Genomic DNA, 18354 nt, shown 5'->3' on the forward strand with positions numbered 1-18354 from the left:
AACCATCTCTCCCTTATTTCACTTTTTTCGCTTCATTCCAAATCGCATCCATCTCTTCTAGTGTCACATCTTGGAAACTTTTTTGTAATTCATTTAATCGGTTTTCAATAAATTTGAATCGCGTTTCAAACTTTTTATTTGTTTTTAAAATCGCTTGTTCAGGATCTACATTTACAAAACGAGTTAAATTTACAATACTAAATAGTAAATCTCCTAGCTCTGCCTCTATGCCCGACTCATCTTTTGTTTCGATGGCTTCTAACACTTCGTGGAATTCTTCTTTAATTTTATCAAGAACTGGTGGCAATTCTGGCCAATCAAAACCAACTTTTGCTGCTTTTCTTTGAAGCATCTCAGCCTTCATTAAACCAGATAAGTCTTTTGGGATACCCGATAATATAGAATCTCTTTCTTTTCCTTTTTCTTGTTCCTTTAACGCTTGCCAGTTTGAGAGGACTTCTTGTTCCCCTTCCACCTGTACATCTCCAAACACATGAGGATGACGGAAAATTAATTTTTTTGAAAGTCCACGAATGACATCGTCAATTGAAAAATAACCATCATCTTCGCCAATTTGAGCATGTAGCATGACTTGAAGAAGCACGTCACCTAATTCTTCAATGATATGTTCATCATCTTCTTCATCAATTGCTTCTAGTAACTCATAGGCTTCCTCTAACAAATATTTTTTCAATGATGCATTCGTTTGTTTTTGATCCCACGGACAGCCATTTGGACCTCTCAACGTTTCAACGATTTTTCGAAGTGTAGTGAACTGATGGTAAGTTTGTTCTTCATTTTTAACTGGCGGTACATATACACTAGTTAAGTTATTAATCGTTGCTACACGGTCTAACTCATATAAAGGAACTTGCTGAATTTTTTCATTCGCACTACCTGCCGCTGTTACTACGGTAACTTCATAATCATCTGGTAATTGCTCCATTAGCGTTAATTTCGCGATAGAGGCTGTCATTTGATCATAAACTTGGCAAATGATCAAATGTTGTTTTAATGTAAGAATTTCATTATCAATTGATGTTGCATCCACTAATTGAAACCCTTCAATTGGATCAATTTTAAGTGATGCAAACATAGCATCTAAAAAGCTTTGTCCACCTACTATATTCAGTTCGATTTCCTTTTGTTTTTCTAGTTCAATTAATAATTGAACTGTTCGTTCTGCTACAAGCGGATGCCCTGGAACAGCATACATTACTGGTTTTTTCTCCGCTTCTTGGCAAATTACTTGTACGATTTCTTCGTAAACAGCCTCAAAAGCATCATGTTTTTCATAGATGTCGTCAAGAGCAGTGTATTGTAACCCTTCTTTTTCTAGCTCACTTACAACAGGATGATCCTTTGTACGAAGAAAGAGATTGTCACTAGAAAGCAATGCTCGATAAATTCCGATTGGCATTTGTTCTAAATCACTGGCTCCTAACCCAATTACAGTAATATATTTCAAGGCAAACACTCCTTTTATGACAGCCATTTTTGTAATTTTTTACTTTTTATAACTGCACTTAATTCCTCTAATTTAAATAATTTTATCTTTAACATCAACAACGCAAAAATTATTGCTCCAATAGCGGCTGATGTCAGAGCTTCAACAAGCATGCGAAGACGAAGTGGTTGGATAAAACCAGCAACCCTTTCAAAAATCATTTCATAAAAATGTACACCATAATACATAATGAAAATGATAACTGCTAATTTCATTAAGAATTTTAATGAAAAAAGATTTACTCTTACTAAACGATATAAATAGATCAAGTTAAGTAAAGCTACAACTGCCAATGCAATAACGGTTGAATAGGCAGCTCCTCGAGAACCAATCTGCTCCATTAATAGTATGTTACCTATTAATTTCACTACACCACCTATTAAAACATTAATAGCCGGAATTAAACTTTTACCTAACCCCTGAGCAATTGTCGCTGCAGTAATAGCTAATCCTGCAAAAATAATTGATATACTTAACACACTTAATACATCCGTACCCAAATCATTTCGGTACAACATGATATTTGTTGGATGAATAATTGATATTAAACCAACTGTAGCAGCAGAACCTATTACAATACTTACTCTTACGGACGTTTCTATTCTTTTATGAATTTCTTCATGCTCTTTACGAACTAATGCACTTGAAATAAACGGGATCAGTGCTAATGAAAAAGATGAAGCAATGACAGCACCTAGTTGGATTAGTGGAAATCCACGGTCATATATCCCTTTTACTAACTTTGCACCCTCTACATGATAACCATAGTGAACAAGTAAAGGATAAAATGAAAGGGAATCAATAAATTGAATAAACACTAATACCAAGCTACTTAAACTAAGCAGTATCCCTTGATAAAGAATTACTTTTAATTCTGCTTTATATTTTTTTATTGAGCGTATAGAAGGTATGGTTAGGCCTGAACCTTTAAACGAAGCCCAGTAAAGAAAAAATAGAATTGCAGCAACACTTCCAATGATTGAACCAGAAACTGCGCCAGCTCCAACTACATATAAATTATCAACATTAATAACAAGATAAATCGATAAAACTAAAATTGTACCAACACGAAATAGTTGCTCAATCACTTGACTAATTGATGTCGGGCCCATATCACCTAACCCCTGATAATACCCTCTAAAAACAGAAGTAATTGGCACAAATAAAAAACCAACCGAAACCATTTTAATCAGTAAAGTTAACTTATCATCCTTCATTAAATAATGTGCAATTTGACTACTTCCTAAAAATAATACGGAGAAACAGATAATACCCATACACTGTAGAACTATAAAAGTAGCATAGGAAAGATCTCGTGCCCCTTGCTCATCTTTTCTTGCAATACGTTCAGCAACGAGAGTAGAAAGTACCATTGGAAAGCCATATGTAGAAAATGCTAGTGCCATTGCATAAATCGGATAGACCTGTTGGTAAATATAGTATCCTAAGTCACCAGCAATATTTTGGTAAGGAATTTTATAAAAAGCACTTAATATCTTTGAAAGTAATGAAGCAATTGTTATAAATAAAGCTCCTTGAAGAGCAGCCTTATGCTTTGGTTTTTGCAATAGAATTACACTCCCCCTAATAAAAGGATAAACAGTTCAACCTTTAATGTATTACATTTCAATAGAAAATGTAAAGTTCCTTTATTATGAAAGGCGGAAGAACCTTGTTTATCTCCGAAAGGCGTTGGAGCAAATAACAAGAGAAGGGCGGGTTTTCCCTTCACTTGTTATTTGTGAAACGACCGAGGAGATAGGTTCTGTAGCTAGACAGTACGAAATGCGGAAGAGGCTCGCTTACCTCCGAAAGACATTGGAGCAAATAACATGGGAAGGGCGCCCTTTCCCTTCACTTGTTATTTGTGAAATGGCCGAGGAGGTAGTCTCTGTAGCTAGACATTAGAAAAGCGGAATGAACTCGTTTAGCTCTGAGAGGCGTTGGAGCAAAAACCATGGGAAGGGTGGTTTTTCCCTTCACTTGGTTTTTGTGAAACGACCGAAGAGCTAGTTCATGTAGCTAGACAGTACGAAATGCGGAAGAGGCTCGCTTACCTCCGAAAGGCGTTGGAGCAAATAACAAGAGAAGGGCGGGTTTTCCCTTCACTTGTTATTTGTGAAACGACCGAGGAGATAGGCTCTGCAGCTAGACAGTACGAAATGCGGGAGAGGCTCACTTACCGCATTCAGACATTGAAGAACCTCCAACACAAAAAGCCACTCTCTTCCAACTATTAACTGGAAAAGAGTGACTTTTACTTATTGCTCCATTTGTCTTGCTAAAAAGTTTGTAGCAGTATCAACAGCTTTTTTCTCAACCTCACTGAGCGTTTTTTCTTTCGAAAAGATCACAACTGCTCCAATTGGGTCACCACTTGCTACTACTGGGCCTACTACATAGGATTGATATTTCTCAATTACACTTTCAATGAATGATGCTTCACCTGATTCCGTCACAAGCTGTGAGGACCGTTCTGGCATTATTTTTTCAATTAGTTCACCGATATTTTTATTTAAATATTCCTTTTTTGACACACCTGCAACCGCAACAACTGAATCACGATCACTAATTAAAACTGTGTGGCCAAGACTATCATATAGAGCATCTGCATACTCTTTTGCAAAATCACTTAGTTCACTGATAGGAGAATATTTTTTTAAGATAACCTCTCCATCACGGTCAACAAATATTTCTAATGGATCCCCCTCCCTGATTCGTAGGGTTCTCCTAATTTCTTTTGGAATAACTACTCTGCCTAAATCGTCGATTCGACGAACAATTCCTGTTGCTTTCATTCCTTTGAAGAGCCTCCTCACTTACTGCATGACTATATTGATGTAAGATAGCTGAGTGAAAAATGAGGTAAGTTCACCCGTAATTACTGATAGTATCCTACACAATAGCTGTTCTATACAAAATAAGTGAGATTTTTTAACACTAATGTAAAAGGTTACTTAAATAATCAACTTTTAGAAGAAAACCTTTAAGCATTAACGCTCTCTTTCTTCACATTTTTAAGGCCACTTAATATACCTTCAATTGTTGTTAACCAATCTGACTGCTTCTTGCCTTTCACATCTAACGTTATTTTCAGCTTCATCCCTTCCATTCCAAGACCTATACCACGTCCAAATGAATTACACAACTGGAATAACTTACCACCATCAACTTTTGTACTTGCTTCTTCAGTAAGGTACATGCTTACATCAGATTTAGTTTGTTTAATTAACTCTACTTTTTCTGCTTTGGCTAGTATCTTAATATACGCAATTTGACATAAATAGCCAACCTCTTTCGGAAATTCTCCAAAACGGTCAATTAATTCGTCTTGTAAATCATTTAATTCCTCAAATGTTTCAATTCCTCTAAAGTGTTTGTACATTTCAATCTTTTGCTTACTATCTTGAATATACGAGTCTGGAAGGTATGCATCCACATCTAAATCAATTTCAATAGAGATATGGTCTTCTTTCTTGATTCCTCGACGCTCTTCGATTGCATCTTTTAGCATTTGAGAATATAGATCAAAACCTACCGAGTCAATAAACCCATGCTGCTGAGCACCAAGTAGATTTCCTGCTCCACGGATTGATAGATCTCGCATTGCGATCTTAAATCCAGAGCCTAATTCTGTGAATTCTTTTATTGCTTGTAGACGCTTTTCTGCAACCTCTGTTAACACCTTGTCTTGTTTATAAGTGAAATAGGCATAAGCCACTCGATTTGAACGGCCTACTCGACCTCTTAACTGATACAAAGTTGATAATCCCATTCGGTCTGCATCATACACAATTAGGGTATTTACATTCGGAATATCCACTCCTGTTTCAATAATGGTTGTACTAACTAGTACGTCATACTGACCATCTAAAAAGTCATACATGACGGATTCTAATTCTCCTTCATTCAAACGTCCATGCGCCACTGCAACTTTAGCATCTGGAACAAGCATTGAAATTCGCTCTGCCATACGCTCTATATCTTCAACTCTGTTATAAAGGAAGTATACTTGCCCGTCGCGTGCTAACTCACGCTCAATGGCTTCACGAACTAAAGAAGGGTTATATTCTACAACGTATGTTTGAACAGGAAAACGATTCTCAGGTGGCGTTTCAATGACTGATAAATCTCGAACTCCTAACATCGACATATGTAATGTACGAGGAATTGGAGTTGCTGTTAATGTTAATACATCTACATTCGCTTTTAATTGTTTTATCTTCTCTTTATGCGTAACACCAAAACGTTGTTCTTCGTCAATAATTAATAAACCTAAGTCCTTGTAAACAATATCCTTTGAAAGTAAACGATGTGTCCCTACAACAATATCGATTGCTCCGTCTTTCAGCCCCTTCATCGTCTCTAATTGTTGTTTTCTAGAACGGAAACGATTTAGTAGACCAATGTTGATTGGGAAGTCCTGGTATCGCTCTCTTAATGTTTCAAAATGCTGCTGTGCCAAAATAGTAGTGGGAACTAAAAATACTACCTGTTTCCCTTCAATAATGGATTTAAATGCCGCGCGAATTGCAACCTCGGTTTTTCCATACCCAACGTCACCGCATAGCAATCTGTCCATAGGACGCTCTCGTTCCATATCTTTCTTTATTTCATTAATTGATCGAATTTGGTCATCCGTTTCTTGATAAGGGAACGTACCTTCAAAATCTTGTTGTTCTGACGTATCAGGAGAAAATGCATAACCTTTCGATGCTTCACGTTCTGCATAAAGTTTAATTAAATCATCCGCAATATCTTGGACAGATCCTTCAACTTTTTTCTTAACCTTTTTCCAATCACTACCACCAAGTTTATATATTTTTGGTTCTTTTCCTTCTGAACCGACATATTTTTGAACTTGGTCAATTTGTTCAATTGGAACAAATAATTTATCATCTCCATGATATCGAATATGAAGATAGTCTTTATGCACACCATTTATTTCTAATGTTTCGATTCCTAAAAATTTTCCTATTCCATGATTCACATGAACAACATAATCTCCAACGTGAAGCTCTGAATAGTTTTTTATTCTCTCTGCATTAGACAATTTCGCATTACTACGTTTAGCTTTTTTAAATTTCTTTGTAAAAAGCTCTTTTTCAGTAATAATCGCAAATTTTTCTAAAGGTAATTCAAATCCAGTTAACAAATCACCCTTCATAATATGAACTGTCTTTGGTTTTAATTGGTCTACTGAAGAAATGATTTTACCTTCTATGTTGTAGTCATCAAGTATACTTTCAATTTTATTAACACGTTCATCGCTAGCTCCTAGCATTACAATCGTATACTTATTTTTCTTCCAGCGTTCCAGCTCATTTTTTAACAAGTTCATTTGACCATGGAATTCCTGCATTGTCTTACACTGAATTGAGACAATTTGTTCTGGTGCAGTATGATGAACTCTTCTAGGAAATAAGCTTGTATGGACTTGTTGTCTTTTTCTTGAATGCATCACAGCATATAAGTCATGTGAAAAAGACAGTCCTGAGATCGCATTTCCTTCTGATAAAAGTGATGTATACCACTCTGCCTCATCTTTTTTAACTTGCTCATATAATTCATGCACACGAGAAATCTCATCGATATAGATAAGCGCATCTTGTGGTAAGTAATCTATTAAACTGTATGGTTTTTCATAAATTAAAGATAGATATTTATAGATTTGATCAATTTGCTGACCTTGTTTTAATTGTTCTATTTCATAGCCAACCTTTGATACTAGTCGTTCTTTTAACTCTGCATCAGTAGTTTTAGTTAATGTAGCTTTAAACAGTTGCTCTATTTTTGTAATAGACTCTTTTATCTGTTCTGGTTTTACTAATCGTTCAGTAGCTGGCCCAATTTGAAATTGAGTATACTTATCTATTGAACGCTGATTTTCCACTGAAAAAGAACGAATTGAATCAATTTCTGTATCGAACAATTCGATCCTGATCGGATTCATACTTGTTAAAGGATATAAGTCTACGATTCCACCACGGATACTAAATTCACCTTGACTTTCAACCATAGAAACTCGTTCATATCCCATTTGAACAAATTTGTGAGTCAGTACCTCTAAATCAACATCTAGACCAACTTCTAGCGTAACTTGATAGTTTTTCCATAATTCTGGAGAAGGAAGGAAATCAATAATTCCCGTAATAGGAGTAACTATAACCCCTACACTTCCGCTTGCTAAAAAATTTAATACCTCTAATCGTTGAGCACGAAGCTCAGGACTAGATACGGCAATTTCAGATGCAATCAATTCGTTTGCAGGATAAAGATAAACATTTTCACCAATTACGGAATTTAAATCTTCATACATTTTTTGTGCTTGTAAAAGGTTTTGAGCAACAACGAGCTGAGTTCTATTTGTGTCTTTATAAATTGCTCCTGCTAAAAGTGTTTTCGATGACCCCGTTAAATTTGTTACTAGTTGTTCTTTTAATCCTTTATGGATTCCATTTAAGATTTGTTGAACATCCTTATATCGCTCGAATTGTTCAATTAGACCTATCATTTACAATATCTCCCCTTACAGCATTTCAAACTTTATCCTGATTTACTTTTTTCATAATTTACTAAGGCTATCTATCTTAAATCATTCACGCAGAAAAACGCCTAAGGCAATTGCCAAAGGCCATTTTTAGTGAAGAAACGACTTATATTCATGATAGTGCGGAAATAAACTCAAAGCTTCTTCACACGAAGAGCATACAGTTTGAATTAAAATATCTCCATCAGACCGATAGTATACATGCCCATCTAGTTCTTCGTTAAATAATCCTGTGTAATTTTTTGATAATTGCTGTAACTGTTCATTCGATATAGAACCTAATGGCTGTTCACAATACCGACATTTAAAACGAATACTGTCCATATAGCCTCCATAATAATACAATGTATTCTCAGTATGGATTGGACATTTAATACTTATTCAATAAAAATTTAATAATCCCTGTTAAAACATCTTTATTTTTTATTATAACGATTCATAACTTCTAAAAATGAATGATTTAAAAAGTACTCACACGCTTCAGCTGCCATCTTAACGCCACTTATAACGTCAGCCTCTTCTTCTTTATAAAAATTGGAGAGAACATGGTTAACAACGGACATTCCATTCTGAGGTCTTCCAACACCTATACGTATTCTAAGAAATTCTTGCGTTTGAAAATGCATAATAAGTGATTTAATCCCATTATGCCCCCCTGCACTTCCTTTTGTACGTAATCTTAGTTTACCCGTGCCGAGATCCATATCATCGTAAATAATGACAACATCTTCTAAATCAATTTGAAAATAATCCATAAAAGGTCTTACACATTCACCTGATAGATTCATGTATGTTGTAGGTTTCACTAAGTAAACTTTTTCTCCGTTTACTATACCTGATCCATATATGCCATTAAACTTTTGTTGTGTCAGTGAAATTCCAAAGCGATATGCCAACTCATCAATTGCTATAAAGCCAATATTATGACGAGTTCTCTCATACTCTCTTCCAGGATTCCCTAGACCGACGAATAATTTCATTTTTTCATCCTCCTTCTTACTGTTTTCGTTAGAAGGCCGTTTTCGTATATATTGTTGCTATTTTAGAATGCGCTAGTTGATTACAACTCCAGGCTGCTCCCTTTCCGTGGGGCGAGAGCTGAGCCTCCTCGGCAAGCCTGCGGGGTCTCAGCCTTCCCGCTATTCCCACAGGAGTCTCGCACCTTCCATTGTAATCAACTTCTGTCTTTCAAATTTATAATCTCAAAAGCAACAATCTTTTAGAAAATAGCCAAAAATAAACAAATAGATTATGTAATGTACTCTTTAAATGGTAAGTAAATCTATCAATAAATTATCATTGATAAGTTTTCAAAACAACTACAGGGCCTCGTCCACCTATTTTCTCTGTCTAATCAAACTAAATAACATATAAAATGTAACAGGAGCCAACATAGTAAGAAAAGACGTAACCAGCGGGCGGTTACGTCATTTTTCATCAAACAAAAATTACAGGTTTTATCAATCAAATAAAGTGCTCACAGATTGTTGTTCATGGACACGAATAATCGCTTCTCCAATTAACTCTGCTACAGAAAGCTCAACAACTTTCTTTGTCTTTTTCTCTTCTGGTAATGCGATCGAATCTGTTACGACTAATTCTTTAATACAAGAATTTTCAATACGTTCAATTGCAGGACCAGAAAGTACAGGATGCGTACAACATGCATACACTTCTTTTGCGCCGTGTTCAACTAATGCATTAGCAGCTAATGTAATTGTACCAGCTGTATCAATAATGTCGTCGATTAAAATTGCCGTTTTACCTTCAATGTTACCGATAATGTTCATAACTTCGGCAACATTTGGTCTTGGACGACGTTTATCAATAATGGCAATCGGTGCTTTTAAGCGATCTGCCATTTTTCTTGCACGCGTAACACCACCATGGTCAGGTGAAACAATTACAATATCATCTAATTGTTTTCTTCTAAAGTAGTCAGCTAAAATAGGTACACCCATCATATGGTCAATTGGAATATCAAAGAACCCTTGAATTTGTGGAGCATGTAGATCTAATGTGATAACGCGTGTTGCCCCTGCAGTTTCAAGAAGGTTAGCAACTAACTTAGATGTAATCGGTTCACGAGAACGTGCTTTACGATCTTGACGTGCATATCCATAGTATGGAATAACAATATTTATTGTTTTTGCAGAAGCACGTTTTAATGCATCAATCATAATCAATAATTCCATAATGTGTTCATTTACAGGAAAACTAGTGGATTGAATAATAAACACATCACAACCACGAATACTTTCTTCAATATTTATTTGAACTTCCCCATCACTAAAACGATCTACTGAAGATTTCCCAAGCTCAACTCCAATATGTTTCGCAATGTCTTGTGCTAACTTCGGATTTGAATTTAGTGAGAAAACTTTTAAGTTCTTATCTGGATAATGATTTGACATTGTTCGTGTACCCTCCGCTTTTTACTATTTATATCTTTTATAAAAATAATATCACTACTATTTTATATAACCTTCTTTATTAACTTGTCTCGCTCTTGCAATTGAAAGTGTATTTTCTGGTACATTATCAGTTATTGTAGAACCCGCAGCAACGTATGAGCCCTTTTTAATTGTAACAGGAGCAATTAAGTTAGAATTACAGCCTACAAACACATTGTCTTCAATCTTTGTTAGATACTTTTTCTTACCATCGTAATTAACAGTAATTGATCCACAACCTAAGTTTACGTTTTCCCCTACCTCTGCATCTCCTATATAGCTAAGATGAGAAGCTTTACTTCCATTCCCGAATGAAACTTTTTTCGTTTCAACAAAATTTCCAATTCGAACATCATTCCCAATATTCGATTCTGGTCTAATATGTGCAAACGGCCCAACTGCGCCATTATTTCCAATTTGACTATTATGAACTACTGATTGTTTAATGACAGTGTTGTTTCCGATCTCACTATCTAGAATTTCAGTATTTGGTCCAATTTGACAGTCCTCTCCTATTGTACTATGTCCGTATACCATAGTACCAGGGTAAATAACTGTATCTGCTCCAATAACTGCATCTGCTGAAATATAAGTTGAATTTGGATCAATAATCGTTACACCATTTAACATGTGCTTTTTATTGATTCGTTTTTTCATGTGTTCTTCAGCTTGAGATAATGCATAACGGTCATTTACACCTAACGTTTCATCAAAATCACCCGTTTGGTATGCCGCTACTATTTCGTCGTTCTGTTTTAAAATTTCAATTACATCTGGTAAATAGTACTCACCTTGTGCATTTTCGTTATTCACTTTACTTAAAGCATCAAATAATGCTTGGTTGTCAAAGCAATACGTTCCTGTGTTTATTTCTTTTATAGATCGCTCTTCTTCTGTAGCATCTTTATGCTCCACAATTTTCACGACAGATCCATTTTCACTACGAACAATTCTTCCGTATCCAGTTGAATCTTCTAAACGAGCTGTTAAAATTGTTGCTTTTGCTCCAAGGCGTTCGTGTTCTTTAAACAATGCAGCAATTGTTTCTGAAGAAATAAGAGGAGTGTCACCACAAATTACTAATGTAGTCCCTTTTAAATCTTTTAATAATGGGGCTGCTTGAATAACCGCATGAGCCGTTCCTAATTGTTCAGCTTGTAAAGCAAATTCACTTTCGTTTCCTAATTGTTCTTTTACAAGCTCAGCTCCATGACCTACAATTGTAACAATTTTATCTATCCCTAAATTTTTCACATGATCAATCACGTGCTTAACCATAGGTTTGCCACAAACAGGATGTAGTACTTTATATAACTTCGATTTCATTCTAGTGCCTTTTCCAGCAGCTAAAACAATTGCATATTGATTTGTCATGGTGTTCCTCCATATTTCTATATACCTAGAGTTGCCGGTTAAACCGAACATATCTCATTCTTTTTTCACAATCATTCAGTTTATTATACCATAAAAAAAGAACCCATTATACATTCATGGGTTCTTTTTATGTACTATTTTTAGGACGCTCCTGCTTCCTCAAAGTCTTGTTCCAATTCACCAACACGATGATATTCTGCTAATACTGAATCCTGAATTTTACTACGTGTTGTAGAATTAATCGGATGAGCGATATCACGGAACTCTCCATCCGGAGTACGTTTGCTTGGCATCGCAACGAATAAACCATTATTCCCATCGATTACACGAATATCATGAACAACAAATTCATGATCAAGTGTAATTGATGCGATTGCTCTCATACGACCTTCCGTGTTTACGCGGCGTAATCTTACATCTGTCACTTCCATCTAGTTCACCACCTTTTTCATCTTTGAGCATTACTATTTATTTCCACAATTATTTAAAATTTCCTTCTTTTAGAAAATTTTTTATATAAAAAATTATTAAACTTTTTATTACATACTTAATATAGGGCCCTTAACTAGTTTATCGGATAGATATTGATAAAAATTTAGTAATTTATACAAAAAAAAACCCGAAAAATATTTTCGGGTTTAAATTGTTGCAATTAATTCGATTTCTACTAATACATCTTTCGGTAATCTTGCTACCTCAACACAGCTTCTAGCTGGTTTATGTTCATTGAAAAACATACCATATATTTCGTTAAAGTCGTTAAAAAATGACATATCTTTTAGAAAAACAGTTGTCTTTACTACCTTTGTAAAATCAGTACCAGCTTCCTCTAATACCGCTTTTAAGTTAGCAAAAACTTGTTTTGTTTGGTCTTGAACATTACCTTCAACAATTGTTCCATCTAATTTTAATGGAATTTGACCAGAAGTATAAAGCATTCCGTTAACAACAACCGCTTGTGAATATGGTCCAATAGCCGCTGGAGCATGATCTGTATGAATTGTTTTCATCTTTTTACCTCTCACTAAATAAGATTTTTGTTATACCTTTTTCTATTCCATAACTATGAAAGAAGGTCTTCGGTAAATTTACCTTTTTCTACACTAATAAGTTGTTCTTTTTCATTTACTTCAGAAAGCTTGATTAACGAAACATAATCTTCCACTAATCGCTCTTCAGCATTTAACGCTTCTACTAAAACACCAATACCAGCAACATTTGCTTGGAATTCTTTTAATAAATTCTGCATACCTGCAACCGTGCCGCCCGCCTTCATAAAATCATCAATGATTAATACGTTCGCACCTGGCTCAATGCTACGTTTCGCTAATGTCATTGTTTGAATCCTTTTTGTCGATCCTGATACATAGTTAATACTCACAGTTGATCCCTCTGTTACTTTGTTATCATGACGTACAATAACAACAGGAATATTTAAATAGTTAGCAACGGCATATGCTAAAGGTATCCCTTTAGTAGCAACTGTCACAACGATATCAACTTTTTTCTTATTAAAAATCGACGCAAAAATTCTTCCAACACTATTAACATAATTTGGATTACTTAAAATATCTGTCATGTATAAGTAACCGCCAGGTAATACACGATCTGGTTTACTAATAAGAATACAAAGTTCATCAATCACACGATTCGCTTCTTCTAAGCTTATCCCAGGAATATACTTCACTCCACCTGCTGCTCCAGGAATCGTTTGAAGCGAGCCTATTCCCTGCTGTTCAAATGTTTGCTTGATAATGGCTAAATCCTCACTAACAGAAGACTTAGCAGAATCGTATAACTCAGAAAAGAATGTTAGAGATACTAATTGCTGAGGGTGTTGTAGTAAATAATGCGTCATGCCAACTAACCTTGAGCTTCTTCTAATTTTCATACCGCACCTCGAATCACGAATATTATATAGAAAATTTTATAATATTATTCGTTTTTATTCAAGTTTTTCTCGTTCTCCTAGCATTCGAACGGCATATACTTGTTCACAAAATCCCTTTAATCCATTGTACACTCGATGCATTCTTGAATCATGCTTCACTAAACCAAATACCGTTGGGCCGCTTCCGCTCATTAATACGGCATCAGCTCCAAAACGTTTCATTTGTTCTTTAATCATAGCAACTTCGGGATGAAATTTTAATGTAACTGATTCGAGTACATTTCCTAACGAGCCACAAATTTGTTTGTAATCTTGGTTCGTAATCGCATCGATCATTCCATCAACATTAGGATGCTCAATTCCATTTAAATTTAAATTTTGATAAACCGTTGCAGTAGATACACCCTGTGATGGTTTTGCAAGAATAACCCAGCAAGGAGGAGGTGAGCCAATATGCTCTATCTGTTCTCCACGCCCTGTTGCAATAGCCGTTCCACCATAGACACAAAATGATACATCTGAGCCAATTTTAGCCCCAATCTGAGCCAATTCATCAATTGAACAGTTTAATCCCCATAACTTATTTAAACCTCTTAAAACAGCTGCTGCATCACTACTACCACCTGCTAAACCGGCCGCAACAGGAATGTTCTTAGTAATTGTGATTTGAGCCCCTAACTTCACTCCATAAATGTCTTTTAACAAAGCGGCAGCCTGATATGCTAAGTTTCGTTGGTCATCTGGAACATACCGATTATGCGATGTTACAATAATACGGTTCTGTTCTAACAGTTCTAACTCAATACGATCTGCAAGATCAATAGTCGTCATAATCATTTTAACATCATGATAACCATCTTCTCTTTTTCCTAACACATCTAACGACAAGTTAATTTTAGCTGGTGCTTTTACTAAAATTTTCAATTACTTCACCTTCTTATGTACACTTACTTTTTTGCTATTGTATCACACTTACGCAATAAGAAAAATGTAGCCTAGAAGGCAGAAGAGTTAATTTTATAAAAATAAATACCGAAGCTATTCGCTTCGGTATTGTCGCAGTGAATTTTTGTCTTTATTTTTTATCGTTCATTAATTGTGATTGCGCGATTTCTATAGCTCTTTTCACCATATTTCCTGCATCTCTCGCACGAATGCCGCCCCATCCCTCTTTTTGAACGACATCATAAAAACCAAGGTCTTTTGCAAGTTCTTCCTTAAACTGTTCAGACATTATACTACGTCTTCTCCCCAAGAAAGAGACCCCCTTTTTCACTTCCGACAGTATTAGTATGAAAATAAAATTAGAAAATTAGTGATGGCATAATTTGTAAGAAAAGAAATGCGGAGGCAACCTGCTTATCCCCGAAAGTAAGAAATGTGAAGCACTAGAAATACATCTAGAATCCGCTTCTACTGACTCGAGCTTCGATTTGAAAGCGAGAGGACAGGCTTGGTTAACTAAGGTAGTGTGTAGTTCACTTCATTAGTTATTTGTGAAATGACCGAGGGGATGGTTGTTGTAGCTAGACAGATCAAAAAGTGGAGCACTAGAAATACATCTAGAATCCACTTCTACTGGCTCCATCAACAAAAAGAAGACAGTAGAAAATTTCTACTGTCCATTTGCTAATAATTCATTTGTATCTTCATAAAAAAATAATTCAACTGTTTCTGTTAATATGTCAGCGTAACTAAAAGATAAGCGTTCAAAAGCATTCTCTTCTTGGTCTAATTGTACTACAAAAATGGATGGATATGTTTCAGCTAAGAAACCAGAACGCTCAACTGTTTTTCTGCGTCCGCTATTTGCTTTTAACGTTAGTCTTTGTCCAACATGGTTGTCTAACGTATCTTTAATCTCAGATAACTTTTTGGCCATTGGATTCCACCTCACTTTGACAAGTATAACATTTTATGTAAACAAAGTCAAAAAACTAAAATTATACCAACGAAATCAAGGGTCTGTCAAACAAAATTTCATCTCAACTGTATAATTTGTAAAAATCGACTAAATTATGTATAAATCTTAAAAAAAATCGAAAAAAAATAACTGTATAAGAAAACTCCACACGCTTTCCTACCAGTTATTTTTTGCTTATTCCTCTAAATATTGAAAAGGGAGACCTGTTCGTAATATCCCTTTTGTTTCGATACCGCCAATTCCTTTTTCACCTGTAATTGTATTTCGAACTACTTCCCATACATTTACTCGTTCCATAAATGATGTGAAACTAATTTTCCCAACAATATAGACTGGATCCAATGCATGAATATTTACACGTGTTGGTGAACTAGCAAAGTTTGCCCCTGCACGGATAATGGCTTCAAAATGAGATTGACATGCTCCAGCAAAAATAACTAATTGATCTAAAGAGGGATATTTTTTTCTTGCTTCTTTTACAGTTTCTACAAAAAAACGCGAATGCCGGTAAGACTCCAAATTATTCTTCGGGCCATTAGATTTCGTATAAGCGTCATGCCCTGTGACGACTAAAATATCAGGCCTGTAATGGTCGAGTAAATGGCCAATTTGAGATGGCATCTCAGTTTCTTTACAATGAATACCTTCAATTGGGATACCCATTTTATTGTACATATCAATACACTTTTTTAAATATTGTTGATCTCCATCTATATGCAATACTCTTCCGGGGATTTGAAAAAAATTAACATCTGCACGATAACCATTTGTTGCTTCATATTTTCTTTTCTCCCGCATTTCTAAATAATCACGTTGAAAAAGTTGGTAACTTTGTTCAATTTGCTTTAGCGTCTGTTCACCTTTTTCTCGATATTCTGCTTCTTGAACAATCCTTAAATCATCTATTGGTGAATCCGCAATTAAACGGAATTCTTCTCCATATAAAATTGCTATTGTTTGACTACCTATATCCTTTAACTCAATGACACGAAATAGGAGATCGTATTGATAGGATGCACGCGCTACTATGTCCCCCACTTTGATGCTCATACCATTCCCCCCTCTAACGTCTCAATATTGCTTCTCAATACGAATTCACACTTCTTTTTTTAGATTATGTAAGAGACATAAAAGGGTGATTGATGATATTCCATAACTTATTGCCACAATATAAAAAAAGACGACAGTTTAATCTAAACCATCGTCTGAAAAGGAAATTAGCTAAATAGATGTGCATATAAAACATTACTAAGTGTTCCAAATTCTTCAATACTTAGTGTCTCTCCACGTCTTGTTCCTTCAATATTTGATTGTTGGAAGCATTTTTCTAACAACTCTTTATTCTTTTTTAAAGAAGGTAAATTATGTAACAGATTATTATTTATCGTTTTACGGCGCTGGGCAAAGCTAGCTCGGACTACTTCAAAAAAGAATTCTTCATTCTCGACTTGAGCAGCTGGTGTTTCTCTTTTAACTAACTTTATAACAGCAGAATCAACATTTGGTTGTGGCATGAAAACTGTTCTTGGAACAGTCATAACTGTTGATGCATGAGTATAGAATTGAATGGCAATTGATAAAGAGCCATAATCTTTTGTACCTGGCTTTGCCGAAATACGATCAGCGACTTCTTTTTGGAGCATACATACAATACCACGAATCGGTAAACCTTCTGTAAGCAACTTCATAATGATTGGTGTCGTTACATAATATGGTAAATTTGCAACCACCATAATATCCTTTTCATTTGGTAAATGTGTATCGATTTCCTTTTGTACGTCTGCTTTTAATACATCTTCATTCACAATTGTGATATTTGAATAAGGTGATAATGTGTCTTGTAAAATAGGAATTAGACGATTATCAATTTCAAATGCTAACACTTTTTTTGCTCGTTTTGCTAACTGCTCAGTCAAAGCACCAATCCCGGGGCCAATCTCAATTGCACAAGTTTCATCTGTAAAATCAGCATATCCTACAATGTTTTCTAATATATTTGTATCAATTAAGAAGTTTTGACCAAAGCTTTTTTTAAAAAAGAAATCGTACTTTTGAAGAATTTCTTTCGTACGACTTGGCGTTGAGATTTCTTTCATTTTTATTCCTCCATTAATACTTTTCTAACCGCTTCGATAAATGCTTCTTTCGAAATATGAAACATTTGAAGACGTTTCTCTAATTGCTTTCCATTTGTATAACCTATCTTTAATAATTTCCCAATTTTTTCTCTTCGTTCACTTGCTTTTGAATGACCGATTAATCCTGCATCTATTAAATCATCTTTTGTGATGTCACTAACACTTTCTTCATATACTTCTTTTACGTCCTGTAACGCTTTTTGAATTACCTCGCGCGTCGCATGTTCAATTCCTAACCCTTTCTTTCCATTTCGAACAGCTTCTTCTTTTGAAATGAATGCATGTTTACAACCAGGAACATAGTCAGAAACAATTGAACGAATCCTTTGACCAGGATAATCAGGATCTGTAAATATAATAACACCTCTAGTTTTTTGAGCGTGCTTAATTAATTCGAGTGTTTCTTTATTGATTGCTGAGCCACTTGTTTCAATAGTATCTGCATCTACAGCTTTTTTAATGGCAGCTGTATCATCTTTACCTTCAACAACAATTATTTCTTTTATCTTCATTATTT

The 18354-nt window shown here is 35.2% G+C and carries 17 protein-coding genes; all 17 read right to left on the bottom strand.

Annotated elements, in window-relative coordinates; all coding sequences use genetic code 11:
* Nucleotides 1–13 precede the first annotated feature (13 nt).
* The 17 genes from yabN to rnmV all read right to left on the bottom strand — a co-directional run bounded on the left by yabN (nucleotide 14) and on the right by rnmV (nucleotide 18349).
* Nucleotides 14–1495, bottom strand: a complete 1482-nt coding sequence (gene yabN, locus J5Y03_RS19085; protein WP_209407592.1) for a bifunctional methyltransferase/pyrophosphohydrolase YabN — start codon at nucleotides 1493–1495, stop codon at nucleotides 14–16.
* Nucleotides 1483–3075, bottom strand: coding sequence for a putative polysaccharide biosynthesis protein (locus tag J5Y03_RS19090; RefSeq protein WP_209407593.1), 1593 nt, complete (start codon nucleotides 3073–3075; stop codon nucleotides 1483–1485). Before J5Y03_RS19090 ends, yabN begins: the two co-directional genes overlap by 13 nt.
* Nucleotides 3076–3768: 693 nt before the next feature.
* Nucleotides 3769–4305, bottom strand: coding sequence for a stage V sporulation protein T (gene spoVT / locus J5Y03_RS19095; RefSeq protein ID WP_209407594.1), 537 nt, complete (start codon nucleotides 4303–4305; stop codon nucleotides 3769–3771).
* A 188-nt stretch (nucleotides 4306–4493) separates the two neighbouring features.
* Entirely contained in the window at nucleotides 4494–8021 is a 3528-nt protein-coding gene (gene mfd / locus J5Y03_RS19100) for a transcription-repair coupling factor (RefSeq protein WP_209407595.1), read from the bottom strand.
* Nucleotides 8022–8147: 126 nt separating this feature from the next.
* Nucleotides 8148–8381 carry an anti-sigma-F factor Fin gene (locus J5Y03_RS19105; RefSeq protein ID WP_209407596.1) on the bottom strand — a complete coding sequence of 78 codons (234 nt, stop codon included), beginning with the start codon at nucleotides 8379–8381 and terminating at the stop codon, nucleotides 8148–8150.
* 92 nt (nucleotides 8382–8473) lie between these two features.
* On the bottom strand, nucleotides 8474–9037 hold the full coding sequence (pth, locus tag J5Y03_RS19110) for an aminoacyl-tRNA hydrolase (RefSeq protein ID WP_209407597.1): 564 nt from the start codon (nucleotides 9035–9037) through the stop codon (nucleotides 8474–8476).
* Between the two features lie 480 nt (nucleotides 9038–9517).
* Nucleotides 9518–10471 (bottom strand): ribose-phosphate diphosphokinase, encoded by a 954-nt coding sequence (locus tag J5Y03_RS19115; RefSeq protein WP_209407598.1) that lies wholly within the window; start codon nucleotides 10469–10471, stop codon nucleotides 9518–9520.
* Between the two features lie 57 nt (nucleotides 10472–10528).
* Entirely contained in the window at nucleotides 10529–11884 is a 1356-nt protein-coding gene (gene glmU, locus J5Y03_RS19120; RefSeq protein WP_209407599.1) for a bifunctional UDP-N-acetylglucosamine diphosphorylase/glucosamine-1-phosphate N-acetyltransferase GlmU, read from the bottom strand.
* A gap of 140 nt (nucleotides 11885–12024) precedes the next feature.
* Entirely contained in the window at nucleotides 12025–12315 is a 291-nt protein-coding gene (gene spoVG / locus J5Y03_RS19125) for a septation regulator SpoVG (protein ID WP_209407600.1), read from the bottom strand.
* A gap of 207 nt (nucleotides 12316–12522) precedes the next feature.
* The gene (locus J5Y03_RS19130; RefSeq protein WP_209407601.1) at nucleotides 12523–12894 is read right to left on the bottom strand and encodes a RidA family protein; all 372 of its coding nucleotides are present in this window, start codon (nucleotides 12892–12894) and stop codon (nucleotides 12523–12525) included.
* Nucleotides 12895–12947: 53 nt separating this feature from the next.
* Nucleotides 12948–13775 (bottom strand): pur operon repressor, encoded by an 828-nt coding sequence (gene purR, locus J5Y03_RS19135; RefSeq protein WP_209407602.1) that lies wholly within the window; start codon nucleotides 13773–13775, stop codon nucleotides 12948–12950.
* 54 nt (nucleotides 13776–13829) lie between these two features.
* A complete protein-coding gene (gene ispE, locus J5Y03_RS19140) occupies nucleotides 13830–14699 on the bottom strand; it encodes a 4-(cytidine 5'-diphospho)-2-C-methyl-D-erythritol kinase (RefSeq protein ID WP_209407603.1) in 870 nt (289 codons plus the stop codon).
* A gap of 151 nt (nucleotides 14700–14850) precedes the next feature.
* Nucleotides 14851–15030: a small, acid-soluble spore protein, alpha/beta type gene (locus J5Y03_RS19145; protein WP_209407604.1), complete on the bottom strand. Its 180-nt coding sequence runs from the start codon at nucleotides 15028–15030 to the stop codon at nucleotides 14851–14853.
* Between the two features lie 360 nt (nucleotides 15031–15390).
* The gene (gene veg, locus J5Y03_RS19150; RefSeq protein ID WP_209407605.1) at nucleotides 15391–15657 is read right to left on the bottom strand and encodes a biofilm formation stimulator Veg; all 267 of its coding nucleotides are present in this window, start codon (nucleotides 15655–15657) and stop codon (nucleotides 15391–15393) included.
* A gap of 216 nt (nucleotides 15658–15873) precedes the next feature.
* Complete coding sequence (yabG, locus tag J5Y03_RS19155) at nucleotides 15874–16749, bottom strand: sporulation peptidase YabG (protein ID WP_209407606.1); 876 nt, start codon at nucleotides 16747–16749, stop codon at nucleotides 15874–15876.
* Nucleotides 16750–16916: 167 nt separating this feature from the next.
* Nucleotides 16917–17795 carry a 16S rRNA (adenine(1518)-N(6)/adenine(1519)-N(6))-dimethyltransferase RsmA gene (gene rsmA / locus J5Y03_RS19160; protein WP_209407607.1) on the bottom strand — a complete coding sequence of 293 codons (879 nt, stop codon included), beginning with the start codon at nucleotides 17793–17795 and terminating at the stop codon, nucleotides 16917–16919.
* 2 nt (nucleotides 17796–17797) lie between these two features.
* A complete protein-coding gene (rnmV, locus tag J5Y03_RS19165; RefSeq protein ID WP_209407608.1) occupies nucleotides 17798–18349 on the bottom strand; it encodes a ribonuclease M5 in 552 nt (183 codons plus the stop codon).
* Nucleotides 18350–18354 lie beyond the last annotated feature (5 nt).

The organism is Gottfriedia endophytica (genome assembly GCF_017814275.1).
GTDB classification, from domain to species: domain Bacteria; phylum Bacillota; class Bacilli; order Bacillales; family Bacillaceae_G; genus Gottfriedia; species Gottfriedia endophytica.